Source organism: Desulfosporosinus cupriresistens, from assembly GCF_001707885.1.
In the GTDB taxonomy this organism is placed as follows: domain Bacteria; phylum Bacillota; class Desulfitobacteriia; order Desulfitobacteriales; family Desulfitobacteriaceae; genus Desulfosporosinus.
This window is the reverse complement of sequence record NZ_MASS01000012.1, coordinates 48,691-75,690: the sequence shown is the minus strand read 5'-3', so window position 1 is coordinate 75,690 and position 27,000 is coordinate 48,691. Positions and strand designations below refer to the sequence as shown.

At 44.9% G+C, this 27,000-nt stretch carries 30 protein-coding genes; 27 read left to right on the top strand and 3 right to left on the bottom strand.

Annotated elements, in window-relative coordinates; all coding sequences use genetic code 11:
* The first annotated feature begins 71 nt into the window (after positions 1-71).
* From DSBG_RS07070 to DSBG_RS22965, 8 genes are all read left to right on the top strand, one after another.
* Entirely contained in the window at positions 72-869 is a 798-nt protein-coding gene (locus DSBG_RS07070; RefSeq protein WP_068963460.1) for an EcsC family protein, read from the top strand.
* The gene (locus tag DSBG_RS07065) at positions 841-1,503 is read left to right on the top strand and encodes an HD domain-containing protein (protein WP_009616446.1); all 663 of its coding nucleotides are present in this window, start codon (positions 841-843) and stop codon (positions 1,501-1,503) included. Before DSBG_RS07070 ends, DSBG_RS07065 begins: the two co-directional genes overlap by 29 nt.
* Before the next feature lie 89 nt (positions 1,504-1,592).
* Positions 1,593-2,825 (top strand): protein translocase subunit SecD, encoded by a 1,233-nt coding sequence (gene secD / locus DSBG_RS07060; RefSeq protein ID WP_068963459.1) that lies wholly within the window; start codon positions 1,593-1,595, stop codon positions 2,823-2,825.
* Entirely contained in the window at positions 2,825-3,769 is a 945-nt protein-coding gene (secF, locus tag DSBG_RS07055) for a protein translocase subunit SecF (RefSeq protein ID WP_068963458.1), read from the top strand. The genes secD and secF overlap by 1 nt, the downstream gene beginning before the upstream one ends.
* Before the next feature lie 230 nt (positions 3,770-3,999).
* Positions 4,000-4,131 (top strand): hypothetical protein, encoded by a 132-nt coding sequence (locus DSBG_RS23995; RefSeq protein ID WP_009616440.1) that lies wholly within the window; start codon positions 4,000-4,002, stop codon positions 4,129-4,131.
* A 48-nt stretch (positions 4,132-4,179) separates the two neighbouring features.
* Complete coding sequence (locus tag DSBG_RS22970) at positions 4,180-4,338, top strand: hypothetical protein (RefSeq protein ID WP_009616438.1); 159 nt, start codon at positions 4,180-4,182, stop codon at positions 4,336-4,338.
* A 205-nt stretch (positions 4,339-4,543) separates the two neighbouring features.
* The gene (locus DSBG_RS23990; protein ID WP_282434200.1) at positions 4,544-4,666 is read left to right on the top strand and encodes a hypothetical protein; all 123 of its coding nucleotides are present in this window, start codon (positions 4,544-4,546) and stop codon (positions 4,664-4,666) included.
* 46 nt (positions 4,667-4,712) lie between these two features.
* The gene (locus DSBG_RS22965; RefSeq protein ID WP_176716205.1) at positions 4,713-4,865 is read left to right on the top strand and encodes a hypothetical protein; all 153 of its coding nucleotides are present in this window, start codon (positions 4,713-4,715) and stop codon (positions 4,863-4,865) included.
* A gap of 756 nt (positions 4,866-5,621) precedes the next feature.
* Here DSBG_RS22965 and DSBG_RS24200 read toward each other — a convergent pair.
* Complete coding sequence (locus DSBG_RS24200; protein WP_348980965.1) at positions 5,622-5,918, bottom strand: VanW family protein; 297 nt, start codon at positions 5,916-5,918, stop codon at positions 5,622-5,624.
* Positions 5,909-6,781, bottom strand: coding sequence for a peptidoglycan binding domain-containing protein (locus tag DSBG_RS24195; RefSeq protein ID WP_348980964.1), 873 nt, complete (start codon positions 6,779-6,781; stop codon positions 5,909-5,911). Before DSBG_RS24195 ends, DSBG_RS24200 begins: the two co-directional genes overlap by 10 nt.
* Before the next feature lie 127 nt (positions 6,782-6,908).
* On the opposite strand from DSBG_RS24195, the gene DSBG_RS07045 reads away from it, so the two are divergent.
* From DSBG_RS07045 to ltaE, 11 genes are all read left to right on the top strand, one after another.
* A complete protein-coding gene (locus tag DSBG_RS07045; RefSeq protein WP_068963490.1) occupies positions 6,909-7,355 on the top strand; it encodes a hypothetical protein in 447 nt (148 codons plus the stop codon).
* A gap of 190 nt (positions 7,356-7,545) precedes the next feature.
* A complete protein-coding gene (locus DSBG_RS07040) occupies positions 7,546-8,520 on the top strand; it encodes a cation diffusion facilitator family transporter (RefSeq protein WP_083236762.1) in 975 nt (324 codons plus the stop codon).
* Positions 8,521-8,591: 71 nt separating this feature from the next.
* The gene (gene recJ, locus DSBG_RS07035) at positions 8,592-11,057 is read left to right on the top strand and encodes a single-stranded-DNA-specific exonuclease RecJ (protein ID WP_141694255.1); all 2,466 of its coding nucleotides are present in this window, start codon (positions 8,592-8,594) and stop codon (positions 11,055-11,057) included.
* An 18-nt stretch (positions 11,058-11,075) separates the two neighbouring features.
* A complete protein-coding gene (locus tag DSBG_RS07030) occupies positions 11,076-11,588 on the top strand; it encodes an adenine phosphoribosyltransferase (protein WP_068963457.1) in 513 nt (170 codons plus the stop codon).
* Positions 11,589-11,630: 42 nt separating this feature from the next.
* Entirely contained in the window at positions 11,631-13,838 is a 2,208-nt protein-coding gene (locus tag DSBG_RS07025; RefSeq protein ID WP_068963456.1) for a RelA/SpoT family protein, read from the top strand.
* A 1-nt stretch (position 13,839) separates the two neighbouring features.
* Positions 13,840-14,289: a D-aminoacyl-tRNA deacylase gene (gene dtd, locus DSBG_RS07020; RefSeq protein ID WP_068963455.1), complete on the top strand. Its 450-nt coding sequence runs from the start codon at positions 13,840-13,842 to the stop codon at positions 14,287-14,289.
* Positions 14,290-14,302: 13 nt separating this feature from the next.
* Positions 14,303-14,923: an MBL fold metallo-hydrolase gene (locus DSBG_RS07015; protein WP_068963454.1), complete on the top strand. Its 621-nt coding sequence runs from the start codon at positions 14,303-14,305 to the stop codon at positions 14,921-14,923.
* 483 nt (positions 14,924-15,406) lie between these two features.
* Positions 15,407-17,188: an aspartate--tRNA ligase gene (aspS, locus tag DSBG_RS07010; protein WP_068963453.1), complete on the top strand. Its 1,782-nt coding sequence runs from the start codon at positions 15,407-15,409 to the stop codon at positions 17,186-17,188.
* A 340-nt stretch (positions 17,189-17,528) separates the two neighbouring features.
* Positions 17,529-17,810 carry a metal-sensitive transcriptional regulator gene (locus DSBG_RS07005; protein WP_009616414.1) on the top strand — a complete coding sequence of 94 codons (282 nt, stop codon included), beginning with the start codon at positions 17,529-17,531 and terminating at the stop codon, positions 17,808-17,810.
* A 30-nt stretch (positions 17,811-17,840) separates the two neighbouring features.
* Complete coding sequence (gene trxA, locus DSBG_RS07000; protein WP_068963452.1) at positions 17,841-18,170, top strand: thioredoxin; 330 nt, start codon at positions 17,841-17,843, stop codon at positions 18,168-18,170.
* Positions 18,171-18,431: 261 nt separating this feature from the next.
* Entirely contained in the window at positions 18,432-19,478 is a 1,047-nt protein-coding gene (gene ltaE / locus DSBG_RS06995; protein ID WP_083236761.1) for a low-specificity L-threonine aldolase, read from the top strand.
* Here the strand turns inward: ltaE and DSBG_RS06990 are convergent.
* Positions 19,465-20,754 carry a replication-associated recombination protein A gene (locus tag DSBG_RS06990; protein WP_068963451.1) on the bottom strand — a complete coding sequence of 430 codons (1,290 nt, stop codon included), beginning with the start codon at positions 20,752-20,754 and terminating at the stop codon, positions 19,465-19,467. The genes ltaE and DSBG_RS06990 overlap by 14 nt on opposite strands.
* Positions 20,755-21,183: 429 nt before the next feature.
* Here DSBG_RS06990 and DSBG_RS06985 point away from each other — a divergent pair, with 429 nt between their 5' ends.
* The 8 genes from DSBG_RS06985 to DSBG_RS06955 all read left to right on the top strand — a co-directional run bounded on the left by DSBG_RS06985 (position 21,184) and on the right by DSBG_RS06955 (position 26,821).
* The gene (locus tag DSBG_RS06985) at positions 21,184-21,636 is read left to right on the top strand and encodes an RrF2 family transcriptional regulator (RefSeq protein ID WP_009616410.1); all 453 of its coding nucleotides are present in this window, start codon (positions 21,184-21,186) and stop codon (positions 21,634-21,636) included.
* 81 nt (positions 21,637-21,717) lie between these two features.
* Positions 21,718-22,905: a cysteine desulfurase NifS gene (gene nifS / locus DSBG_RS06980; RefSeq protein WP_068963450.1), complete on the top strand. Its 1,188-nt coding sequence runs from the start codon at positions 21,718-21,720 to the stop codon at positions 22,903-22,905.
* Positions 22,906-22,923: 18 nt separating this feature from the next.
* Positions 22,924-23,301 carry a Fe-S cluster assembly scaffold protein NifU gene (gene nifU, locus DSBG_RS06975; RefSeq protein WP_009616408.1) on the top strand — a complete coding sequence of 126 codons (378 nt, stop codon included), beginning with the start codon at positions 22,924-22,926 and terminating at the stop codon, positions 23,299-23,301.
* Between the two features lie 6 nt (positions 23,302-23,307).
* Positions 23,308-24,417 (top strand): tRNA 2-thiouridine(34) synthase MnmA, encoded by a 1,110-nt coding sequence (gene mnmA / locus DSBG_RS06970; RefSeq protein ID WP_068963486.1) that lies wholly within the window; start codon positions 23,308-23,310, stop codon positions 24,415-24,417.
* Positions 24,418-24,655: 238 nt separating this feature from the next.
* Positions 24,656-25,150: a PRC-barrel domain-containing protein gene (locus DSBG_RS06965; protein ID WP_068963449.1), complete on the top strand. Its 495-nt coding sequence runs from the start codon at positions 24,656-24,658 to the stop codon at positions 25,148-25,150.
* Positions 25,147-25,353: a YrzR-like zinc ribbon domain gene (locus DSBG_RS06960; RefSeq protein ID WP_068963448.1), complete on the top strand. Its 207-nt coding sequence runs from the start codon at positions 25,147-25,149 to the stop codon at positions 25,351-25,353. Before DSBG_RS06965 ends, DSBG_RS06960 begins: the two co-directional genes overlap by 4 nt.
* Complete coding sequence (locus DSBG_RS23985) at positions 25,350-25,472, top strand: hypothetical protein (RefSeq protein WP_282434199.1); 123 nt, start codon at positions 25,350-25,352, stop codon at positions 25,470-25,472. Before DSBG_RS06960 ends, DSBG_RS23985 begins: the two co-directional genes overlap by 4 nt.
* Positions 25,473-25,789: 317 nt before the next feature.
* Positions 25,790-26,821, top strand: a complete 1,032-nt coding sequence (locus DSBG_RS06955) for an AI-2E family transporter (RefSeq protein ID WP_068963447.1) — start codon at positions 25,790-25,792, stop codon at positions 26,819-26,821.
* Positions 26,822-27,000 lie beyond the last annotated feature (179 nt).

The following is a 27,000-nucleotide window of genomic DNA, read 5'->3' as shown; positions in this document are numbered from 1 at the left end:
AGTGGTACAGTCCACTTGCTTTTAAGATTATCTTACCGTGAGAAGGAAAAAGAGCTGGGGGGTGATCGCCAGTGCCCTTGTATAAAGATTCAATTTCTGAAGATCAAACCTATGATCAGCATGTGCGAGCTGAATTGAACCGCTGGGTAAGAAGATTATTACGACGGCCGGGATTAATAGAACGAGCTTCGAAAGCGATGCAAAATAAATTCAATGATAAGATAGTTCCTAAGAGAGTTCATACAGTGATCACAGTAGCTGTCAAAGGGTTAATTAAAGCTGTAGTTATCGGACTTGATTTTATTCCCAAAAGCCCACCACTTTATGAAGTTTCACTGCAAAAGCGTGATCAGTTGGCTGAGAGAGCCCTTGCAAAATACAAGAAGATTGCAGCTGCAGAGGGAGCAGGGACAGGCCTAGGCGGTTTTACAATGGGCGTAGCCGATTTTCCGGCGCTCATTGTGATTAAAATGAAATTTCTCTTTGAATTGGCGCATATTTATGGATTTTCTACTAAAGATTATCGAGAGCGTTTGTTTTTGCTCTATGTGTTTCAGTTAGCCTTTTCTAGTCAAGAGAAACGTCCTGAATTATTTAAGGTTATCCTAAACTGGGAAGAGAACATTGGCAGTTGGCCAGTTGAGGAAAGGTATGAACAACAGATTGATTGGGACCAGTTTCAACGAGAGTACCGAGATGCCATTGATTTTCGAAAAACACTTCAACTTATACCAGGTTTAGGAGCCATTATTGGCGCATGGGCGAATTACGGGCTGGTGGATGACTTAGGGACCGTTGGAATGAATTGCTTTCGGTTACGAATTGCAGGAGGAGTTTATCTTGAAAACGATCACCCTAAACGCTATTAAAACAGATCCTTATGTTCAGGCACTCATTGAAGCAGGGAATCGTCATCTAGCAGCTATCGGTTATACAGAGCATGGATTTAGGCATGTGGGTCTGGTAGCCCATATCGCTTCAAATATCCTAGAAAAGATGGGCCATCCCGTAAAGGAGTGTGAGTTGGCCTCGATTGCGGGTTATCTACATGACATTGGAAATGCCGTTAATCGTATTTCTCATGCTCAGACAGGAGCGATTCTCGCTGCAGGAATTTTAGAACGACTAGGTATGTTTCCGGAGGATATTGCGAGCGTTATTGGCGCTATCGGCAATCATGACGAACTTGATGGTAATCCGGTCAATAACATTTCTGCAGCCTTGATCTTGGCTGATAAATCTGACGTTCATCGCTCACGAGTCCGTAATTCTGATCTGGCAACGTTTGATATTCATGACCGGGTCAATTATGCGGTCAAACGTTCCTTTCTTAGAGTCTATCCTAAAGAACGGGTTGCTTTGGAGCTCACGATTGACACTGAGATTTGCCCAGTTATGGAGTACTTCGAGATCTTTCTAGCGCGCATGCTGCTATGTCGAAAGGCGGCGGAATTCTTGCAGACAAAATTTGAACTGAAGATAAATGACGTTAAATTACTCTGATAAGTGTTAGATTGACATTATAATCCTGAAAGTTTTATAATGAGGATTGGCATGGGCAAGTCCCAGCATAATAAAAGGGAGGAAAGCAGATGAGACGGGCAAACATCATCAAACTGGTGACGCTTGTGTTACTTGTGGCGGCAGCCGTAGCACTATCGATTAAACCTCTTGTGGACCCCGTGAAAGGTATCCCGTTGGGCCTTGACTTACGCGGTGGAGTACACTTAGTGTTACAAGCCGAGCCTAATAAAAACGGTGCTCCGATCACTAACGATGACATGGACAAAGCTAAAGCGATTATCTCGAAGCGGGTCAATGATCTGGGGGTATCGGAACCTATTGTCCAGGCAGACTATGATAAGAAACGAATGGTTATTGATTTAGCGGGGGTTACGGATCCCGATAAAGCCGTGGATATCCTGAAAACTACCGCAAAGTTAACATTTAGAGACCCCCAAGGAACAGTTGTGTTACAAGGGGATGAACTAAAAGATGCCAAGGGCGGGCAAGGCCAGGACCAAGGCTACGTTGTTAATTTAACCTTTTCATCGGACGGGGCCAAGAAGTTCGGTGATTTGACGACTAAATATATCGGTCAAAGAATTGGTATCTATCTGGATGATAAACTTTTAACGAATCCAACGGTTAACACACCCATTCTCAACGGACAAGCTGAGATCACGGGGTATGCAACTTTAGAAGAAGCAGCCAATAGTGCTGTCCTTATGCGTTCTGGTTCCTTACCTGTGAGCATGACTATCGCTGAAAAGCGTCAGGTGGGAGCATCGTTGGGAATTGACTCCTTACACAAAAGCATTAAAGCTGGACTTTACGGTCTAATCTTTATCTTTCTTTTTATGCTGGTTTTCTATCGATTACCCGGTGTTGTAGCAGATTTTTCGCTGATCGTGTATGGCTTAATAGTTCTTTGGATTTTCTGGATGTTCCGAGTTGTCCTAACCCTTCCGGGCATCGCTGGTTTCATCCTCTCCATTGGGATGGCTGTGGACTTTAATATTATTATCTACGAGCGGGTTAAAGAGGAAGTTCGAGCTGGAAAATCCCTGAGGGCTGGTGTGGAAGCTGGATTTAGCAGGGCTTTCATTACAGTTATTGATGCCCACGTGACGACGTTCATAGCCGCAATGACTCTCTATTACTTCGGAAGTGGTTCCATCAGAGGATTTGCGTTGACCTTAGGCGTTGGAATCATCGCCAGCTTGTTTACCGCGATTACGTTTACACGACTTGTGTTACGTTTAATTGTGGGAACGAGTTCAAAAATTAAAACAACCTGGTTTGGTGTAAGGAGGGAGGTATAATGGAAAAAGGACATCCAGCCACTTACGAAGAAGTACAAAAAATACATCCGCTCTATTTTAATATTGTGAAGAAACGGTATTGGTGGTTTGCCATTTCCTTATTGGTAATTGTTCCCGGCATTATTTCTCTCTTCATGCAGGGGCTGAATTTAGGGATTGATTTTAAAGGCGGCACGATGATTGATGTCACGTTCAAAAAGGCAGTGACGCAGACTGCGATTACGGATACTATGAAATCAGTTGGACTTGATGGCCCGGTGCAATTGTCCAATGGGAATACAAGTGCTTTGATCCGAACAGAGGCACTTGAAGAAACAAAACGAAATGAATTGTTAACTGCTTTGCAAACCAAGGTCGGAGAGTATGACAAAACGACTCTCAAAGAGGATAAAGTAGGCCCGGCGATGGGACAAGAACTTACGAGAAATGCCTTTTTGGCCTTAGGTATTGCTATGGGTTTAATGATCGCCTATATTTCGTTTCGGTTTCAGTTTGTCTTTGCTATCTCTGGGATAATTGCATTATTACACGATGTCTTAGTAGTTGTTGGCCTTTTTTCAATCTTTCAATGGCAGATTGACTCGTCGTTTGTGGCGGCAGTGTTGACAATCTTCGGATACTCTATTAACGACACGGTGGTTATCTTTGACCGGATTCGCGAGAATGAGGCAAAGATGAGGCGTGGAGACAGTTATGAGGACATGGTGGATAAGTCTGTTTGGCAGACGATGCGCCGATCCGTTAATACCGTTGTTACGGTATTGATCGCTTTGTTCTCGGTATATATATTAGGTGGAGAATCGACTAAGGTCTTCTCTTTGGCAATGTTACTTGGAGTATTCAGTGGAGCTTACTCTTCGATTTTTAATGCTAGTCAAATCCTCGTGGAAATCAAAAAGCACATGAAAAACCCGCGTAGAGGTGGAAAAACGGTTCGTGCTTAAGTCCAAATATTAGCTTTGGTTTAAATAGAGAGATCCCGAGATTTATTCTCGGGGTCTCTATGTTTTTAGCCCTCTCTGTTCACTCAGAGAGGGCTTTGTGTAAAATCACTTATCTTTGTATCGAATCATCAAGAAAAAATATTTGCTAAATATTAACATTTCTACCATTTTAACATATCTTACAGTGAGCCCAACAAATTACAATATTTTGGAATGGGAGGTTGTTTTGTATGGCATATGGCGTAGGTGCTGTTGACGGTGTTGACGGAGCTGGATGTGGGTGTGGACCGAACTTTTTACCAGGAATTGCAGTAGTGGTTGTGATTATCCTTCTGTTAATCGCAATGGGAATAGTTTTTTAACTAAGGTTAATTCATTCTTATGATTAGAGATGTAAAGGAGGAAATAACATGTACGGATATGGAGTAGGGAATGTCGGTGGTTATGGAGCAGGTTGTTGCCCACCAGTGTGTGCACCAGTTGCACCAGTCGGTGTGGGTTGTGGCGTAGGCGTTGGAATTATTGCTATCGCAATTCTGATCTTGATTGCTTTAGGAGTTATATTTTAAGCTACGAAGAAGAGTTGAATAAAGGGAGGGCAAAACTATGTTTGGTGGAGCAGGAACCGGAGTTGGCGCAGGAATCGCAATTGTTGTCGTGATTATTCTTTTGCTCATCGCATTGGGAATCGTATTCTAAATTCTAAGTCATTGCAAAATCAGTTAGCCCGAAAAATTATATTATCTTTAAGTTTTAAGTAGGAGGTTGTTTAGTATGGCATATGGCATAGGTGCTGTTGAGGGAGCCGGATGTGGATGTGGACCGAACTTTCTACCAGGAATCGCAGTAGTGGTTGTGATTATCCTTTTGTTAATCGCAATGGGAATAGTTTTTTAACTAAGGTCTTTCATGACACGAGATTAAATCTAAAGGAGGGTATACCATGTACGGATACGGATATGGAGCTGGAAATGTTGGCGGTTATGGCGCAGCTTGTTGTGCACCAGTCGCACCGGTCGGCGCTGGCTGCTGCGTAGGTGTAGGCATTATCGCTATCGCAATTCTGATCTTAATTGCATTAGGGGTTATATTCTAAGTTGCTACAAAATGTAGAATAGAGGGAGGTCAAAGCTATGTTTGGAGCAGGTGGAGCTGGATGTGGAACTGGAGTTGGCGCAGGAATCGCGATTGTCGTTGTGATTATTCTGTTGCTCATAGCCTTGGGAATCGTATTTTAAGGGACGAATTAAAAAGTAATATTTGGAGGTGAGTTTATGTACGGATATGGTGCAGGATTTGGCGGAGGATGTGCCGGCGTCGGGGTTATTGCTATTGCAGTGTTGATTCTGATCGCCTTGGGAGTTATCTTCTAAATCAGTTTTATAAATTCACTCTTTAGAGGATCCTTTGCCGGATCCTCTTTATGTGTTCGGACACAAAGAAATGTAGGCTTTACTCCGTAAATAGTCATTTCTAGTAATATAGAAAAGGGACGCCGGCATGAAAAATCCAGCGACCCTTTTAGGCTGTAATGACAATATCGACCAATATTCTAGGATTGAGATTAAGATTAAATGGAAGTTCAGAATAAAAAGATTTAAGACTCATTTGCGTATAGACTTACCACCACCAGCGGCGAAAGCCCCATCCTGGGCCAAAACCCCACCAGGGGCCAAATCCAAAACCGCCGAAACCACCCCACCAAGGGAAACCCCAACGACCCCACCACATAGAGAAAACCTCCTTTGATTATCATCTTCCGATTTTTGTTTTGTAGCGTTCAGTACCTAATATAGAGTATGAATTCGACAGGGGTATTGATACAATTATGTAAATATATTCCAAAGCCAACTTAATATTTTTCCTTTGTAAGCGGACCATATAAATAAAAGGTCAAAGTATCATCATCGACGATACAACGGATGAGCAGAAAGTTACCCGAATCATTTATGAACTTGAAGTCCAGGTTGGGATAAGCCACTGTTGCATCCTGGCCTGGCGGAACGTAAGTGACTGCCAAACTATGGCGTGATCGTTCGCTAACACTTAGAGCAGCAAGCTGAACGGCATTATAAAGTGTGCTGGAAACTTGACATATGCCCCCCCCTAAACCGGGTACGAATTCATTTCCTTCAATGATCACAGCCATCTGATACCCTGCCTCGGTGGTTCGCGGTCCAACGATCTGGTAAAAGAGAACTCCTGTTTTGGTTTTAATACTGTGCCATCAATGGCTTTGGCTGCGAGCTTGATATTTTCTGTTCGCCCTGTCTGGTTTGGGTTAAAGTGAGTAGCATAGTTAGATAGGAGAGTTGTCATGTTCAAGCTCTCAAGTTCCTTTTTTGTGATGGTTGGGGAGATCTCGTTAAAAGGGATAGGGATCGGCTCAGGCTCAATCTGGTTAAGGGTAAACTTTTTCACACTCGCGCTGAGCGAAGCGATATCCACTGATCTACCGCTCTTTTCAGAGATTATTTCCAATGTATTATCTGGTTTAATCTTAAACCTGGCATCTTCGGCGGGAGTGTTCAAGGTTAAGAGGTATTTATTTAAAGCTTCCGCAAGTAATTGATCATTCCATTGATACTCTGGATTAAGTGTGATTCCCCTGCTCGCTTTGAATCTGCTGATTGCTTTCTCAAAGATGCTTCCTTTTCGGCCAATGAGATAGGCCTGTTGAAGTGCCGTATCGTAGTTATAGTTCAGACCAAGTTCTTTCATGTTAATTGAAATGTTAGTTCCTGTCGCTGTGAAATGGACGAGTGAGTCTAGAATTTCCTTTCTCTTTTGCTCAAGTTTTGATTGGGCATCTTCAATATTGAGCTTCCCTAAGGGGATTTCTAGTACGATACCGTTGGCGATTTCCCCGCTGTCCTTGGTGTAAATAGCGAAGGCAACGGTAAGGACTCCAAGTAGGATGATCACTACCCCTAAAGTAATCATCCGTGCTTTATACCGTTTTAGCAGATTCGGGTTACTTGAATTTACTGCTAGGCTAGCGTCCTCTTCCACACTAAAATCTCCCTTCTAACTTAGTAACGTTTAACTATATGCGAGAAGGAGAGAATTCTTCGTACGGATTAGATTGGAAATTTTGGGCTATACTAGCAGAAAAGTACTGGCGGGGGAGAGAGGTCGATTGGGATTCGTTCAACTGGTTTTACTTGAAGGGGTGCTTCTTCTTTCCGCAGGTATGATTTTCTTTGGAGGGATTTGGGGAACCGTTGCGGCAACCGTTGCTTTAAGTGGGATCAATCTTTTTATGCATGATCTAACTCAGTTTTGGAGATGGGAGATACCTCTCTTGTTCTGGGGAATGGGAGGAATGATACTCCTACTTATAGTAGGACGAATAGCCAACAAGAGCCAAGTTGTGACCGGCTTGGTCGGAGGGCTGATCAGTTTAGTTCTCTTTGGCGCATTTATCACGCCAATTGTGGCCATAATCCTGTGGGCGTTGGTAATTGGAACTGGTATTATTCCTAAAAACAAAAAAAGTCAGGTGCTATGGAGCGTTGCGCCAACAATTTTGCGTTTAATATTAGGGCTCGTATGGATTATCTACGGAAACATCTTAACGCTCTAGACTGAATAAAAACCTTGCTTTCAGGGGCAATATTTGGTATCTTATACATAAACTATCATTGTCAGGCTGGATAGCTGGGCCTCATTGAACTGAGGCAGCGGAGAGATCCGTGGGACTTCCTTTTAACGAGGAGTCCTATTTTTGTGTACATTAGACAAGGTTTCTATGCAAGGTGAGGAGGGGTAAAATCGTGGATGAAAAGGCGAGAGTGGCCTCATTATCTGTCATATCCAATATTTTTTTAACATTAATCAAAGTTGTGATTGGATTAGTCAGTGGTTCAGTTAGTATCTTGTCAGAGGGGATTCATTCTGGTATTGACCTGATAGCAGCTTTCATTGCATTTTTTGCGGTAAGGGAGTCGGGAAAACCTGCGGATTCTTGTCATGCCTATGGGCATGGAAAAATCGAAAATGTTTCGGGCACAATCGAAGCTGCCTTGATATTCGTTGCGGCCATTATGATTATTGTTGAAGCGATTCAGAAGATCCAGAAGATCTTTGACGGTGAAGGAGCGCATGTCGGAGATTTAGGCTTGGGCTTAATCGTTATGGGATTTTCGGCGATCATGAACTTGATTGTCTCGACCCGCCTAATGAAGGTCGCGAAAAAAACCGACTCTGTAGCACTTAAGGCAGATGCCTTACATTTACGGACAGACGTTTATACATCAGCAGGTGTTTTTATTGGTCTTTTTTTGATCCAAATTACTGGTTGGGCCATCTTAGATCCGATCATTGCACTCTGTGTCGCTTTAATGATCATCAAGGCTTCGTTTGACCTAACGAAGCAAGCATTTGCGCCATTGGTTGATGTCAGCTTGCCCGAGGAGGAACGTGAAGTTATTGCCGGAATTCTACTACTCCATGAGGCTGAATTTGTAGGATTCCATAAACTTCGGACTCGGAAGGCCGGAGCGGAGAGGCATGTTGATTTACATCTAGTCGTTGCGAAATACACTCCTGTCCTTGACGTTCATGAACTATGTGACAGGATCGAGCAGGAAATTGAAAAGGAACTACAGGGTACTCATGTTTTGATTCATGCGGAACCCTGCAGCAACCGCGACGTGGAATGTCCCGTTGAGGCAGGGCTCGCTTCTTCCTGCCAGCGCTGCCGAGTACAGAAGTCAGATGCCAGAGGTCAGATGATGGATGACAAGTAAGATATTGAATATCGAGTAAGGGTTGCTGCTCTTTTCACTCTGCCTTATAATGAAAGTCTGGGGGAATATAAGTGAAACGAATATGGTCAATGCAACAACCTTTCGGACAAACATCAGAAACTCTCCGCGAAACCTTGGGAATTTCTCCGGTTGTCGCGGATATTTTGGCTCAAAGAGGTTTCCGCCGACCTGAAGAGGCTATCGAGTTTTTGCGCCCCACTCTTTTGAACCTGTGCTCACCGTTTTGTTTTCGCAATATGTTTCGAGTTATCGATCGCTTGTCTCTAGCCCTGGAACAAAAAGAAAAGGTACTAGTCTATGGAGATTACGATGTAGACGGAGTGACAAGTACCGCTCTATTATACAAAGTTCTTACTGATCTGGGTTTTCAAGCAGTAACCTATATTCCTCATCGTCAAGATGAAGGATATGGATTACATTCCGAAGCTATTGAACGTGCTGCTAAGGCGGGTGTGAAGGTTCTTATTACAGTCGATTGCGGGGTTACCTCAGTTTCTGAGGTAGGATTTGCTCAAACACTCGGGATCGATGTGATCATCACAGATCACCATGAAGCGCCTGAAATATTGCCGGAAGCTTTTGCCATATTAAATCCTAAGATCCGAGATTCGGGCTATCCTTTTCGTGATTTAGCGGGAGTAGGCGTGGCGTTCAAGTTAGCCCAGGCCTTATTACAATCGCTAGGAAATAGTGAAGTGGGTATCCATTCTGAAATCGAGTTATTGGATTTGGTAGCCTTGGGGACGATTGCAGATTTAGTTCCACTGATTGGCGAAAATCGGATTTTTGTCCATCATGGGCTCTACCAGATGAAGGAGACCCATCACCCTGGACTAAGTGCTCTTTTGGAGGAGTGTGGGCTAAAGCACAAACCTCTCAAAGCGGGTCAAATCGGTTTTCTGGTCGCGCCACGGATTAACGCAGTTGGACGTATGGACAGTGCTCGAGTAGGCCTGGAGCTTCTCCTGACGGAGGACTCTGAGCGAGCGAGTGAACTGGCACGTCTCTTAACTAAGGAAAACCTGTCGCGTCAGGAAACAGAGAAAGAGATTCTGGCTGAAGCGATTGCTTTAGTGGAGAGAGAACCTATACCGAGAGTTATTGTGCTTTCGTCAAACCATTGGCACCATGGGGTAATTGGGATTGTGGCGTCTCGCCTTGTGGAACGTTATTATCGTCCTGTCTTTATGATTGCCGAAGAAGGGGAAGAAGCTAAGGGTTCGGCCCGAGGAATTTCTGGTTATCCTGTCTTGGAGCAGCTAAGTACTCAAGCACATCTATTAACCAAGTTTGGAGGGCATAAGGCGGCTGCAGGATTTTCTCTTCGGACAGAAGCTGTTGAAATGTTTAGAGTAGGGCTGAATGAACAAGCCTTGGTTTTTGAGGAAACTCTTTTTCTAGAAGAGTTAAAAATTGATCGTCACGTTTCTTTGGAAATGGTTACTGGACGTTTGCTCCACGAACTTGAACAGATGGCTCCGTTTGGTTTTGGAAACCCTGGGCCTATTCTGGCCTGTAAAGGGATTCCGGTTCACTCCGTCAGCGTCGTCGGTAAAGAACGCAGTCATATTAAATTTCGTTTCGGATCTCAGGGAGAAAAGGAAGGGATTGCTTTTCGCCTAGGAGAACGTTTGCAAGAGTTAAACAGTGAAGCAAGATTAGATGCTGCGTTCAGTTTAGATTGGAACACCTTTAGAGGGCCAGAAGACGTTCAATTAATGATCAAAGATATCCAAGTTGAAGCGGATTGGCGCGAACGTCCTATAACTGAAGGAGAAAAAAGCAGGGACGTTTATCAGGAGGTTGCGGCTGCATTGGATGAGCCGGAGCTGGAGTGGTTGGACTGGCGTAAATTACAGCCTGAAGAGTGGCCCTTGCCTAGTAACAAAGGACGAATTTGGGTTTGGAATACGACCGGGTGCGAGCCATGCCTTCAGCGTTGGAACGACTTTCTGGATAAGGAATGTCCCGAGGAGGGAAATCCTGGGGAAGAGCTAGCAACATTGAATGTGAGTGCGAATAAGATTCAGGATGAGGAAGAAAGCCTGGGTTTAATTCTTGGCCTCCCACTCACAGAAGAAGATTTGAGGGAAGGGCTCGAGAAACTGCGACAAATAGGCATATGCCGTATTGCATTTGCAGGATTTCAAACTGTACATGAAGAAAGGGTTCGTCAGCGATGTGGGTCTTTAGCGCGTGAAGAGCTTATTCAGATATACAGGGATCTGTCAACCCGGGCTAAAAAGGGTAACCCTTTTCGCTTTGGGTCTGATTCGAAGATTACAGGTAACAGGCAAATTGCCCTTAAAGTTTTTGAGGAATTGGGACTCATCCGTTGTCTCGGAGGAACGGATGAGTTCGCCTTAGAGTGGATTCCAGCACAGAGTAAGTTAGATCTGGACACTTCTTTGCGCTATCGGAATGCGAAGGAATGGCTGGGCAGGGCAATAAGATTTCAACACAAACTATTAGAGGTACCGTTGGATAGAAATGGATTAGAATGGAAAGACGTATAGAGAAGGGCGGAACGATCAATGGACTTGAAAGATCATATTCGCGTGATTTCTGGTTTTCCCAAGGAAGGGATTTCGTACAAAGATATAACGACTTTGCTCAAAAATGGCGAGATCTATCGAGCGACTATAGATGCTCTGGTAGAAAAGATTAAACCCTGGCAGCCGGACGTGATCGTCGGTCCGGAAGCCCGTGGCTTTTTACTGGGCGCCCCGGTCGCCTATGCCTTGGGAATCGGTTTTGTTCCAGTTCGCAAACCGGGTAAGTTACCTGCTAAAACCATCAGTGAAACCTATGCTTTAGAATATGGTACAGATACGTTAGAAGTCCATGCGGATGCCATTGGCCTTGGGGAACGGGTAGTTGTCGTTGATGATTTGTTGGCCACTGGCGGAACGATGCTAGCGACTGCTAATCTAATAAGAAAGATCGGAGCAGAAATGCGAGGGATCGGCTTTTTAATTGAATTGACATCCTTAAATGGAAGAGAAAAGCTGAACGATTACTCTGTTTTTTCTTTGGTTCAATATTAAGCATAAACCAAGCGTTATACTGCGTATGAGAGGAGTTCGGCAATGTCCTTCGCGGAGTTAAGGGTAAAACTGCAAAAGACATTCCCACAGGCAAGTTTAGCCATTGTGGACAAGGCCTATCAATTTGCTGAAGTGGCACATAGGAACCAACTACGCAACTCAGGGGAGGATTATATTCTACATCCTCTGGAAGTCGCGCAAATTTTGGTCGAACTGGAAATGGATGAGGCAACCATTGCGGCCGCTCTGCTTCATGATGTTGTGGAAGATACTGATTTTACCATTGTGGATATTGAGAAGGAATTTGGTTCGGAAATCGCTTTGCTTGTTGATGGAGTGACCAAGCTCGGACGGCTTGAGTACAAGAGTAAGATGGAGCAACAGGTGGAGAATTTGCGCAAGATGTTCTTAGCCATGGCTAAGGATATCCGTGTTATTCTTATTAAACTGGCTGATCGTCTCCACAACATGCGAACTTTGAAATATCATTCGGTCCAAAAACAAAAGGAAATCGCTCAGGAAACTCTGGAGATTTTCGCCCCTCTGGCTAACCGTCTCGGAATATTTCGAATTAAATGGGAGTTAGAAGATCTTTCATTTCGGTATCTTAAGCCTCAGGAGTACTACGATTTAGTTGAAGGAATTGCCCTGAAACGGCGAGAACGTGAAGCCTATATCAACGAAGTTATTGTGCAAATGCGTGAACGCTTGAATGAAGTAGAGATTTACGCAGACATTGCTGGACGGCCGAAGCACTTTTACAGTATTTACCGTAAGATGACCACTCAGCACAAAGAGCTGAGTGAAATTTATGACCTGATGGCGATTCGAGTGGTTGTTGAATCGGTTAATGATTGTTATGGAGCCTTAGGAATTATCCACACGATGTGGAAGCCAATACCGGGGCGTTTTAAAGACTATATTGCCATGCCTAAACCCAATATGTATCAATCACTCCATACTACGTTGATTGGAGTTCATGCAGAACCTTTTGAAATTCAAATCCGGACCTGTGATATGAACAGAACGTCGGAATACGGTATTGCCGCGCATTGGAAGTACAAAGAAGGTGGCAACAAAGAAGGTGGTAACAAAGCTGCAGAAGTAAACTTCGATAAAAAACTTGCTTGGCTGCGTCAACTGCTGGAATGGCAACATGATTCCCGGGATGCCGGAGAATTCATGGAATCGTTAAAGATTGACTTATTTGCCGATACCGTCTTTGTGTTCACTCCTAAAGGGGATGTGGTTGAACTACCAGCAGGTTCCTGTCCGATTGACTTTGCTTATCGTGTCCATACAGATGTAGGGCACCGTTGTATTGGTGCCAAGATTAACGCCCGGATAGTTCCACTTGATACAAAACTGAACAACGGTGACATTCTTGAAATTCTTACCTCGAAGCAAGGCGGCGGGCCCAGCAGGGATTGGTTGTCCTTTGTCCAAACGTCACAAGCCAAGAACAGGATTCGGCAATGGTTTAAGAAAGAGCAGCGGGAGGATAACATCGCCCGTGGTCGTGAAAGCTTGGAACGGGAGGTCCGTAAGCTCGGACTCGACCCGGCAAGTGTCTTGAGATCGGAAAGCCTTTATGCCTTCGGCAAGAGTCAAAACTTCGCAGGCGTGGAGGATTTATATGCTGCCATAGGAGATGGCGTAATAACCTCAAATAAAGTCCTCATGCGTTTGCGTGAGGATCTAACGAAAGAAGAACGAGAGAAGCTGCAGCTCGCGGCCCTTCAACAGCAAGGGGAAGGGAAAACATCATCACCGAGCTCTTATGGCAAAGCCTCTCACGGGGTGCGAGTTAAAGGGGTTGATAACGTGTTGGTGCGTTTTGCCCAGTGTTGTAATCCGCTTCCGGGTGATGCTATTATTGGATATATTACCAGAGGGCGTGGGGTTTCCATTCATCGCGGGGACTGCAGTAATATCCTTAGTCACTTTCAAGAAGAGGGTGATCGGATCGTAGAGGTTATGTGGGCCGAACAGATGGATTCGACCTATCCTGTTGATATTCAAATCTATGGGAGGGATAAGCCGCGCTTAGTAACGGAGGTCATGAATACCGTCTTAGATACACGTACTCATATTTTGGGAATCAACGCCAAGGTAGGAAAAGATAGTATCGCCCATATTCAGCTGCGGATTGAAATACGGAACCTTGAACAACTTAAAATGGTGATGCATAAAATTCGTAGGGTCAAAGACATTACGGAGGTCAAGCGGATTTACTCAGGAGGAAAGTAAAATGCGCAGTGTGGTTCAACGCGTTAAAAGCGCATCGGTAAGCGTCAATGGAGAAAGCGTAGGGAAAATTTCTGCCGGATTGTTGATCCTCTTAGGTGTCGGACAAGAAGACGGTGAGAGCGATCTAAACTGGATGGTTGATAAACTCGTGGGCCTGCGGATTTTCGAAGACCAAGAAGGGAAAATGAACCGTTCCGTACAGGATGTGAGCGGAGAAATCCTTATGGTTTCCCAATTTACCCTCTATGGTGATTGTCGGAGTGGAAAGCGCCCCAGTTTTACGACTGCTGCAGCGCCCGAGCAAGCCAAGGCCTTGTATGATCGGACCGCGGAAAAGATTCGCAGCTATGGCTTGAAGGTGGAAACGGGAATTTTTCAAGCGCAGATGGATGTGGAGCTGATTAACGATGGACCGGTGACGTTACTAATAGACAGTGAGAAGAAGTTCTAGGAGGGAATGTAAAATGATTGAGGGGCGAGCTATGGGAGCCATGGGAGCGAATTGTTACCTGTACGCCTGTATGGAAAGTAAGCAAGCCGTGATCATTGATCCCGGAGCTGATGGAAAAAGAATTTACAACTGGGTGTTAGAAAAGGGACTTAAGGTAAACTATATTCTGCTTACCCACGGGCATGTAGATCACATCGGAGCTGTGGACGAACTTAGAGGCCTTATAGGAGAGGTCTCAGTGGGGATTCATGCTGGTGATGCGGAGATGCTTACCAATGCAAAGAAAAACCTTTCTAGTTATCTGGGTTCGAATGTTGTACTGCAAAGTGCGGATTTCTTGCTTCAGGATGGACAAGAACTTTCCATTGGAAAACAACGCTTAAGAGTGATCTCAACGCCTGGTCACTCTCCAGGGTGTGTATGTTTTCTAAGCGCCGAAGGGCTATTTAGCGGAGACACTCTTTTTGCCGGGTCGATAGGTCGGACAGATTTTCCGGGAGGATCGTTGGATCAATTGCTTAAAGGAGTGAAGGAAAAACTTCTAGTCCTTGCAGAAAATACTAAGGTTTATCCAGGTCATGGTGAGGCGACGACTATCGCAGAGGAAAAAAGGGATAATCCCTATTTGCTCTAAATGTTGGATTTGCGTGAGGAAAAGATCGTTTTGTTGACAAATGGTTTTTAGATTTGATAATATATTAGGTGAATATTAATTAAGTATGTAAAATATTCGCGATACCTTTTGGAAAATTCCGCGTTACTCTTTCTTCAGGGAGGGCTAGCAAGACTGGAACTAGCCTGAGAGAGACTCGGTAAGAACGCCCTAAAGGGAGTATTTTTGCAACGGATGGTCTCGTTAACGACTGGAAAGTGGGCGGAAAATTCCGTCAATTAGGGTGGCACCACGAGAAGTTCTCGTCCCTTGCGAAGCAAGGAACGAGAACTTTTTTCTACAAAAAATCTAGGCTCAGAGAACGAGAGTGATTGCAGCGTCTCAAGGAGATGCAGGATCTGTTGCCAAGTATAGTCGGGCAATGACAGCCTAAGGAAAAATACGGTAAGACTTATTGATGGATTCGTGGTAATGAAAAAGAAGTATCTAGAGAGGTGTTTTAGCATGACGATATTTTCAGAACGTGTTGAAAATGGAGAGTTAGGGTTAGGTAAGGTTGGAGAGGTTGTCCGGTTACTGGGCTGGGTTCAGCGGCGCCGTGACCACGGTGGGCTGATATTTGTCGATTTGCGGGATCGTTCCGGTATTGTTCAGGTTGTCTTTGATCCGGAGAAAATGGGAGGAGGGTTTCCCGTTGCGGAAAGCCTTCGTTCTGAGTATGTCGTTTCTATCTTAGGTCAAGTAATCGCGCGACCTCAAGGGATGATTAATCCAAACTTAGCAACTGGAGAGATCGAAATCATTGCTGAGTCTCTTGAGATATTAAATGGAGCTAAAACTCCTCCGTACTACATTGTCGATCAAGTCGATGTGGACGAAACAGTGCGCCTAAAACATCGCTATTTAGATTTACGCCGACCTGAGATGCAGGCTGTGTTCAAAATTCGGCATCAGGTTATGCAAATTATGCGTACCTTTTTCGATAGCCAAGGGTTCTATGAAATTGAAACGCCAATGCTCATTAAATCCTCACCTGAAGGGGCTCGAGATTATCTCGTCCCAAGTCGTGTTCATCCAGGTGAATTTTATGCCTTGCCCCAATCACCTCAAATATTTAAGCAGCTCCTCATGGTCGGGGGCATGGAAAAGTATTTTCAAATTGCTCGGTGTTTCCGAGATGAAGATCTCAGAGCGGATCGGCAACCGGAATTTACCCAACTTGATGTCGAGATGTCTTTTGTCGAAGTGGAAGACATCCTGCCTATGATGGAACAATTAATGGCGCGGATTTTCTCGGAAACGATTGGGGCGTCCCTAGCCCTCCCCTTCCCACGTCTAACCTATAAGGAAGCTATGGAACGTTACGGGTCGGATAAACCAGATACGCGTTTCGGAATGGAACTCATCGATGTGGGTGATCTTGTGGGTCAGACTGGATTTAAAGTATTTGCCAATGTGGTGGCAGGCGGTGGGAGTGTAAAATGCATCTGTGCCAAAGGGTGTGCCGGATTGCCGCGCCGTGAGATCGATGACTTAGGGAAATTTGTTAGTACTTATCGGGCGAAAGGCCTAGCCTGGATTGTTCTGGCAGAAGAAGGGATAAAGTCCCCCATTGCTAAGTTCTTTACGGAAGAAGAGATGAAGGCCTTAATTGAACGCATGCGGGCTGAAATCGGTGATATCTTGTTCTTTGTCGCTGATAAGTATTCAATCGTCTGTGATGCACTCGGACATCTCCGTTTGGAATTAGCAAAACGATTAGGCCTTATTCCGGAGGATGCGCTTAACTTCTTATGGGTCACAGAATTCCCACTTTTAGAATACGATGAGGAAGAAAAACGCCATGTTGCCATTCACCATATGTTCACAGCTCCTATGGATGAAGACTTGCAGCTCATGGAGACGGAACCTCTTAAAGTTCGGGCTAAAGCGTATGATATGGTACTTAATGGCACTGAGCTTGGAGGCGGAAGTATCCGGATTCACCGTCGTAGGGTTCAGGAACAGATCTTCAGTTTGCTGGGACTATCCAAGGAAGAAGCGATTGCCAAATTCGGGTATCTTTTGGAAGCCTTTGAATACGGCACCCCACCTCATGGTGGAGTTGCTTTCGGGCTTGACCGGATGATAATGCTTTTAACTGGTAAAGATAACATTCGAGACGTGATCGCCTTCCCGAAAACACAAAGTGCTTCAGATTTGATGGTTCAAGCTCCTTCCACTGTGGCGGACAAGCAATTAAAGGAATTGCACATAAAGACGAATATCGAGATAAATGTAAAGTAAATTGCATGTTCACACAACTCTCGTAGCGGTTCGTATGTTGCTTGCTAGCTAGCGCTCCAAACCTTAGAATATGCAAAGCCATTTGCGTAATGTACGCAAACAGACCCACGGTGTACCTAAGTCGTACCTAATCCCTCCGGCGACACAAGCCCGGGGTGTAGGGGGTAATTCACGAATTGCCCCTACGAGAGCGCTTTGGTGGCGTCAATGAGTGCAGACGATAAGGCGTTAAGAAACTTCCTCCTCACTTATTTTTTCCGGAACCGTTTGACAGGGGAGGGTGTTATTAGCTATAATAACACTATAGCTACCCCCTTAGGGTATCGGAGGAATATATGGCATGACTAATTCAACCCCTTATTCAGAATCCAAAGAAGATCTCATTCGCAGGTTGAAAAAAATCGAAGGCCAAGTCAAAGGGATTCAACGTATGGTAGAAAGCGACAAGTATTGTGTTGACGTATTAATTCAAGTAGCAGCAGTCCGTGCCGCGATTAACAAAGTTGGCACCATTGTCTTTGAACACCATTCACGGGGATGTATGCGAAATGCCGTTGAAAGCCGTGACCAAGAAGCCGCGATTGAAGAGCTTATCGGGGTGCTTACCAAATTCATTAAGTAGATCAAATTCGATTAATTAGGAGGAATTTTAATGGCAGGTGCAAATGTTAAGACCTTTACTACTGCAAACTTTGAGTCGGATGTTCTGAAGTCTGAGCAAGCGGTTTTGGTGGATTTTTGGGCTCCGTGGTGCAGTCCATGTCGTATGGTTGCTCCCGTTGTCGATGAACTTGCTGATGAGTATGCCGGTCGAATTGTCATAGGGAAAGTCAATGTTGATGAGAATGGCCCAATCGCTGCCCAATATTCCGTCATGAGTATTCCAACACTTGCAATTTTTAAAGGCGGCAAAGTGGTTGACATAATCACCGGTTTCCGTGGCAAAGCAGATCTAGTAAAAATGATCGAAGGACAGCTTTAAAAGTTTATTACGATGGGTCATCTGATACCCGTCCGTTCATTCAAGCCGTTTGCGGTGAAAATAGAACAAAAAGCGATGCCCCAAAATGAGGGCATCGCTTTCTTATACTGTCAGAAAGTATAAGGGCAACTAGGCTGCCGCCTTTGCCGAGGCTAACAAGAGAAGGCTCATATGTGCGAAGACAGTGTCTTCGAGTGGGCGCCAGCCAAGTTTTCTTTATAATTGTTTTTAAAAATAGGCAAAAGAGAAAGGGAGAAGGATGTGGACCATTTATACAAAAGATTCGATTTTCGCAGTGACACGGTAACCGTGCCAACTCAGGAAATGCGCGAAGCTATGTACAAGGCTGAAGTGGGGGATGATGTTTTAGGAGAAGATCCATCCATACAGCATCTGGAGCATTTAGCAGCGGAGAAAGTGGGTAAAGAGGCGGCTCTTTTCGTGACAAGTGGTACTCAAGGAAACCTAGTTGCTGTCTTAACGCATACTAAACGTGGGGACGAAGTGCTCATGGAGTCAGAAGCACACATTTATTATTACGAAGTTGGAGGAATTGCGGTTTTAGGTGGTGTGATTCCCCGTCTCATTCAAGGGAGTGCCGGGGTAATAACTCCTGATGCCTTGCGTAATGTTTTGCGAGGAGAAAATATCCATTTTCCAACTCCTTCGTTACTCTGTATAGAAAACTCTCATAACCGAGCTGGGGGAGCGATTTGGACCTCTGAGCAAATAAAAGCTGTTGTAAAGGTTGCCAAAGAACGTGAGCTTCACGTTCACATGGATGGTGCCCGTGTGTTCAATGCGGCGATTGCTCAGAACTGTAGTGTTTCAGAACTGGTGGCTCCAGTTGATTCTGTGATGTTTTGCCTATCCAAAGGACTGGGAGCCCCAGTCGGGTCCATCCTTGCCGGGAACGCAGAATTCATTAATCGAGCCAGAAAGTATCGTAAAATGCTGGGCGGAGGGATGCGTCAAGCGGGAGTTTTGGCAGCTGCGGGGATTGTTGCTCTGGAAAATATGACCGAGCGATTGGCAGACGATCATACGTTAGCTTTAAAAATCGGGCAGGCACTTTCGAATATAGAGAATTTAAGCATTGATTTGGATCGTTTAAAGACAAATATTATCCTTGTCAAGGTTGACCCGGCTTGGGGCACAGCGGAAATGCTTGTACAGGCATTAGAAAAAGAAGAGATCTTGGCTGGAGCTTCCGGCCCTCAGACTGTGCGGTTTGTGACTCATAAGGACGTTGGGGAACTTGATGCTGCCAAACTTATTGATACGCTGAAGCGAATCATGGAGGGCTAATCTTACCTTCCTTCCCCATTTTCGAGGGGATGTAAAAGGTTTCCCCCTGAACGCTTTGGGGGAGATAAGCTTGTTCGACCCAGTGGTTGGGATAAGCGTGAGGGTAGAGGTACCCCTGTCCGTGTCCTAGCTTTTCTGCATCAGGGTAGTGGGCGTCTTTTAGGTGGGCAGGGACTTCCCCAGTTGGACGTTTCTTTACATAAGCCAAGGCGCGGTCGATGCTCGCAACGGCGCTATTGCTTTTGGGAGCAGTTGTGATGGCCAAAACAGCTTGTGCAATGGGGATTCGTGCTTCAGGAAGGCCAAGCCATTCGAGGGCATTGGCGGCAGCATGAGCTTGAAGCATGACCGTTGGATCAGCAAGGCCAACATCTTCAGACGCATGGACGATAATTCGGCGCATGATGAAACGAGGGTCCTCTCCAGCCTCTAATAGGACGGCTAACCAATAAAGTGCGGCATCCGGGTCTGAGCCTCGCATGCTCTTGATCAATGCGGAAATGATGTCATAGTGATTATCTCCTGCTTTATCGAATCGAATGGCTCGTTGTTGTATCGATTCTTCTGCAATTTCGAGAGAAATATGGCGAATCCCATTTTCAGGTGGGGTGGTGAGAACAGCCAACTCTAAGGCATTAAGGGCGCGTCGTAGATCTCCATTGGCATAATTAATCCAGTGCTCCCATGCTTCAGGGGTGATATTCACCTGATAACGGCCAAGGCCGCGTTCTGAGTCCTTCAGGGCGTATTCAAGTCCAAGACGGATCTCTGAAGGGATGAGAAGCTCTAAACGGAAAAGTGTGGAACGGCTAAGAAGCGCGGAATTAAGTTCAAAGAAGGGATTCTCTGTCGTCGCTCCAATAAAAGTAATGGTACCGTCTTCAACCGCAGGCAGGAGTGCGTCCTGTTGCCCTTTATTAAAGCGGTGAACTTCATCACAGAAAACCACGGTACGTTTCCCGTATAAATGTAGGTCATCCGAGGCTTGTTTAATAATTTCACGAATGTCTTTAACACCTGATGTAACGGCATTAATGCGGACGAAGCGTGAAGTGGTTTTGGTTGCGATGACTTGCGCCAAAGAAGTCTTACCTGTTCCTGGCGGGCCATAGAGAATTAGGGAAGAAATACGGTCTGCTTCAATGGCTCGTCTGAGGAGTTTTCCACTACCGAGAATATGACTTTGGCCAATATATTCATCAAGGGCTCTTGGACGCATACGCTCTGCTAGAGGTGCGACTTGATGTTGATCGTAGGTTGCAGAAAAAAGATCCATAGTTAATGTTCCTTTCTAGGGGGGAGAAAGTTCTTAGCCCTTTCGCACAAGCTGCATTGCTATTCGCTTGACGCTAAGGCTAAAACTCAAAACCTCAGGGCTTTCTGGTCGAATGCTATGCCATCCTTGGCGCATTCGACACTAGGAACATCCCTGTTCCGTCGCATGTGTGTCACTCCTTGGATGAAGGAAGTTTAATTTTGTGCTTTGATTATAACATGCAAGCCTTATCACTGCATGAAGATGAACCTAGTTAAATAAAAATGGAAATAATGCACATAATATTGAGGGCAATAGTTTAGTGCTCAAAACAATAGTAAATTAGTTGGATATATACTTGACAAATCCCGACTGTTTTAATAAGATATCAATGAAAGATCTTTAGAAAATTTAATAAGGATTTTTAGTCTTGGAAAAGAGGTGAGGGTGTTGAAGCTCTCGACCAAAGGTCGATATGGCGTGAGAGCCATGTTTGATTTAGCTCAACATGTGGGTGAGGGTCCGACTTCTTTGAAAAGTATTGCAGAGAGGCAGGGCATCTCCGAACATTATCTGGAACAACTCATTTCTGGTTTGCGCAAATCGGGGCTTGTAAAGAGTGTTCGAGGCGCGCAGGGCGGCTATATATTGGGAAGAGAACCAGGTAAAATAAAAATTGGAGATATCATCCGTGTGTTAGAAGGTCCCATTGCTCCGGTTGATTGTGTATCTGAGGAAGACCCGGAATGTTGTGCTAAAGCAGAATTTTGCGTGACTAGGACAATCTGGGAGAAAGTCAGAGACTCCATTGCAGATGTTCTTGACTCTATCACCCTTGAAACGATGCTCGAAGATGCCAATAAGCTTGAATCGGAGCGCAGCTTATATATGTATTATATTTAACCATACGAGCACAATAAAGAGTTTCCCAAGGATAAAAACCTAAGGATACTTATCAAAATAAATCATAAGGGAGGGAGCCTCATGAGGCGAGTTTATTTAGACCATAGTGCAACGACTCCAGTTGATGTGGAAGTTGCTTCCTTAATGATGACGTATTATACCGAGAAATACGGAAACCCGTCAAGTGTTCACAGTTTTGGTAGAGAGGCTAAACAAGCCTTAGAGGAGGCTCGAAAACAAGTGGCAGAGCTGATCGGTGCCACTCCTTCGGAGGTGACCTTTACCAGCGGTGGAACGGAAGCAGATAATTTGGCGATTCTAGGAACTGCAGAAGCACTGCGCAAAAAAGGCAAACATATTATTACCTCTAGTATTGAACACCATGCAGTCCTGGAAACCTGTGAATACTTAGAAAAAAACGGATTCGATCTAACGGTAATACCAGTTGATGAAGAAGGCATTCTCTCAGTTGAAGACGTTCGTAAGGTCATTCGGCCAGATACTATTTTGATTAGCGTAATGCACGCCAATAATGAGGTCGGGTCGATCCAGCCAATTGCTGAAATTGGCAAATTAGCGAAGGAACATGGGATTACATTCCATGTCGACGCAGTCCAGTCTCTTGGAAAGATCCCCATTGATGTTAACGAGATGAATGTAGACCTGTTGACAGTATCTAGTCATAAAATTTACGGACCAAAAGGGGTTGGAGCACTTTACGTTCGTAAAGGAGTGCGAGTTGTGCCTTTGGTTCACGGGGGAGGCCAAGAAAAGAAGCGACGCTCGGGTACGGAAAATACACCGGGAATTATCGGATTTGGCAAGGCCTGTCAACTAGCTGGGCAACGGATGGCTGAAGATGCTGAACACCATACGAAACTACGCGATAAACTTATCAATGGAATTCTGCAGAGCATTGATCACGTGAAAGTAAACGGGCCTATGGGAGATAAGCGCTTACCGAATAATGTGAATGTCAGTATCCGATTCGTCGAAGGAGAATCACTGTTACTATCCTTGGATATGCTTGGAATCTCCGCTTCAAGCGGCTCAGCTTGCACTTCAGGATCTCTTGATCCCTCTCATGTGTTGCTGGCCATGGGGCTTGTCCATGAGATTGCCCACGGATCACTTCGCTTTACCTTAGGGCGCCAAAATACTGAAGAAGAAATTGATTATGTCCTTGAACAATTACCGAAGATTGTAGAGCGTTTGCGAATGATGTCTCCGCTTTATGATCAAGTCATGCATATTAAAGAAGCGCAATAAAAAGGAGTGGAATTAGAGATGTATACAGAAAAAGTAATGGATCATTTTACGAATCCGCGTAATGTTGGCGAAATCGAAAACCCAGATGGGGTTGGTGAAGTCGGGAACGCCAAATGCGGAGATATTATGCGTATTTATTTAGATGTCGAGGGAGACATTATTAAAGATGTTAAGTTTAAAACGTTTGGTTGCGGCGCGGCCGTCGCCACCAGCAGTATGGTTACGGAAATGGTCAAAGGCAAGACCCTTGACGAAGCTATGGTCATTTCGAATGCTGCTGTAGCTGAGGCTTTAGGGGGACTCCCTCCAGCAAAAATGCACTGTTCAAACTTGGCTGCGGATGCACTCCATGCAGCAATTGTAAATTATCGCGAAAAACAGGAGAAAAAGGAATAGGTGAGTATGGCTCAGATAACAAAGCCTAAAGTAGTGGTAGGTATGAGCGGCGGTGTGGATAGTTCCATGGCCGCCGCTTTACTTCAAGAACAGGGGTATGATGTGGTCGGGGTTACCTTGCAGATTTGGGAATCAGCGGGTCCAGAGGTGGAAGGGGGCTGTTGCTCTATTTCGGCCATTGATGACGCCAGGCGGGTTGCTTTTTTGTTAGGAATCCCTCATTATGTTCTGAACTTTCGTTCCTATTTTGAGGAGACTGTGGTAGATTATTTCACTCAGTCCTATTTAACAGGAGAAACACCAAATCCGTGTTTAGCCTGTAACAAGTATGTTAAATTTGGTGAGATGCTTCGTAAAGCCCGCGGTCTGGGGGCCGATTACATAGCAACGGGTCATTACGCGCAAGTGCTACGGGATCCCGATAGTGACAGGTTTCTTTTAAGTAAGGGTGCCGATGAACGCAAAGATCAAACCTATGCCTTGTACATGTTAACCCAGGAACAGCTTGCCCATACCCTTTTTCCTTTGGCTGACTATCCGAAGGAGCAAATTCGAAAAATGGCGAGAGAACGGGGCTTAGGGGTAGGTGATAAGCCGGATAGCCAGGAGATTTGTTTTATTCCCAATGATGACTATGCTTCGTTTGTTCAGAAACGGTCAGAAGAGTCTATTAAACCGGGGAATTTTGTGGACTTAGCAGGAAAAAATTTAGGCAAGCACCGAGGGATTATTCACTACACTGTCGGCCAGCGCAAGGGCCTTGGGGTTACCTTTGGTAAACCAATGTTTGTAGTGGGTCTGAATCCAGTTAACAATGAGGTTGTTTTAGGAGAAGATCCAGATGTGTATACGGATACTTTGTGGGCAATTGATTTGAACTGGATATCCATTTCGGAATTAAAAGAACCAATAAAAGTCGAGGCCAAAATTCGTTATAACTCATCAGGAGCTCACGCAACAATTTACCCAGGTGAAATCGGAGTGGACGATAGCGTTATGGTTCGTTTTGACGAACCGCAGCGTGCGGTGACTCCAGGACAAGCCGTTGTTTTTTATCAAGGAAACATAGTAGTTGGAGGAGGAAAGATTATTTCTGATCCTCGAGGGCGACGATAACAGAGGTTCCAACATCTGGATTGTGCGGCTTATTTACCCCCTGAATAAATACGCATTAACTGATTTTAGAAGGAGTAAAACTTTTGCTGAACTAAAGTAAGTTTCCAGCCATTAATGGCGATGCTCTAACTTCGAACGTCCTGTTCCAGTCTTGACTACTGAGACACTCGCATGCATAAATCATAGAACTTCAGGGCATAGTACAAAAAGGAATTATTTTAGCAAGGTGGCAGATTAAATGCGACGCACTCGAGAGATTATTGGGCTTCCCGTTTTGGACTTAAAAAGTGGGGACTCGATTGGTTGGGTACAGGATCTGATCCTTGACAATGACCGAGATGAGGTTGTTGGAATTCTCTTAGAAGGTGGGCGTTTCTTCCAGTCGTCAAAAGGAATTCCCAGGCAAGCAATTGTTGCGATTGGGAAGGATGCTATAACCGTTAAAGAAAAAACGATAGTAGAACTTAAGGGGACAAGGTGGTCTGACAAAGTAGGGAACGAAGTTTATACCCAGGGTGGAGACGCAAGAGGCACGATTGAAGATGTTTTCCTCGATGATTCCGTCGAAGAAATTGTGGGATTCGAGGTTTCTGATGGACTTTTTGCTGATCTTCTGCATGGCCGGGGAACGATTCTTAGACCGCATGTCATGATCAATGGGAAAGATATTTTAATTGTTGATAACCAAGTATCCCCCTTGGATCAAGCAAATGAAGGGGGTTTACGATCATGAATTGTCCGGTATGCTCAGGACGTGCCATTGGGAAAGTGGGCGTAGAGCAATTCTATTGTTGGGATTGTTGCGTCGAATTCACGACCCAAACAGACAAAGTCGTCATTTATGATTTAGCAGAAGATGGTTCTCTGGTGGCTTGGGATGATCTAAGTCTGGATGTGCGTGATGGAGGTGCTTCCAGCGCTGAAGGACTTGTGTGACACAGCGCTTGGTGCTTCTTACGACGAAGAGCAAACTAACCGTTCAAGCCTCCGGCTTTGGGGAGCGGGGTTCATCCTTCGGCGATAGTATTCTTTTAAAGAACCGCCTACGGCGATAATCTCCACTGGAGACTATCGTGCCAAAAGCGCCATCCTTGGCGCATTGGCGGCAGTGCACATCCGCTGGCCCGAAGACACTGTCTTCGCACGAATTAGCCTTCTTGCAGGATGGCCGAGTGTCAGTTTGCTATTCTGCTTACGTAAAGACGTCGCGCCTGTGTCATACTGCGTCCCGGGCTTAGAGGTAACTGAAAACACTAAAATGTTTATATTACCGAAAAAAGCGCGCATTGTGCGCTTTTCTTTATGATCAATCTAATAGTATAAAATTCACGGGTTTTATTAGACCCAAAGGGCCTTGTGAAGGGGGATGAAGATGAAATACAAGTATTGGAAATGGATTTTCATGGGAACTTGTCTACTCTTAGGGGTTTTGCTCCTTTTCAAGGTGAGGACAATACTGGGCCCGTTTTTCCTAGCTTTTGTACTTGCTTATCTCTTGAATCCTCTAGTTGATGGGTTAGAACGGCACCGGATTAGCCGAAATAAGTCGATCGCAATTGTTTTCACTGGAATAATCGCTGTCTTGGCGATCATTATTTTTATCATTCTCCCAATAATCTATAATGAACTTAGCAAATTAGCGGTGATCTTACCGAATACAATTCAGTCGGTCACAGAGAGGATAGAAGGTTTCCGAGAGCAGTTTAAGGCTACAGGTTTGCCCAGTCGTGTTGCACTTGTCTTGGATCAACATTTAGGGCAGGGGGAAGTAATTATTGCCGAGCGACTTAACTTGTTTTTAGCGAATTTGCCCAATGCCTTGTCAACGGTCACTCTTTACATATTATCTCCGGTTATCACCCTCTATCTGTTAGCTGATTGGAAAGGTTTGGGGGATGGCTTTTTTCGAATTATCCCTCAGCGTTGGCGGATGGAATGGCGACGGTTGTGGCAAGACATTAACCATGTAATCCGGCAATTTGTGCGAGGAGATTTGGTCATCGCGGTGATTGTAGGAGTGTTAATTGGGGTTGGTGTAAAAATAGTAGGCATGGAGTATGCTCTGCTAATAGGCTTGATGTGCGGAATTTTTGACCTCATTCCTTACTTCGGACCTGTGATTGGGGCGGTGCCATCTCTATTGCTAGCGCTTACCAAGTCCCCGGGCATGGCTCTTAAAGTTGCTCTGGTTATTTTGATTGTGCAACAGCTTGAAGGAAATATTATTTCGCCTAAACTTATGGGGGATAGTGTAGGGCTGCATCCTCTTTGGGTCGTGTTTGCCCTATTGGCATGTGGAGAAATTGCTGGATTTTGGGGTATGCTCTTCGCTGTTCCCTTGGCTGCAGTGATTCGAGTTGTTTTTAAGCATATTTATTTTAGGCTTGTTTCGACAAAGGTCTAAGGTGGTTGACAAAAAAGACATTCCCTGTATATACTCTAGAAACAATGGGAATTTTGTCTAGACAGAAAGTAAGACATAGCCCAGTTTTCCATACTTAAACTAACAAAGTATCGATAGCCCGTAAGATAAGCAGGGTGGAACCGCGAAGAAATCTCGTCCCTGATAATAATGTAGGGTGA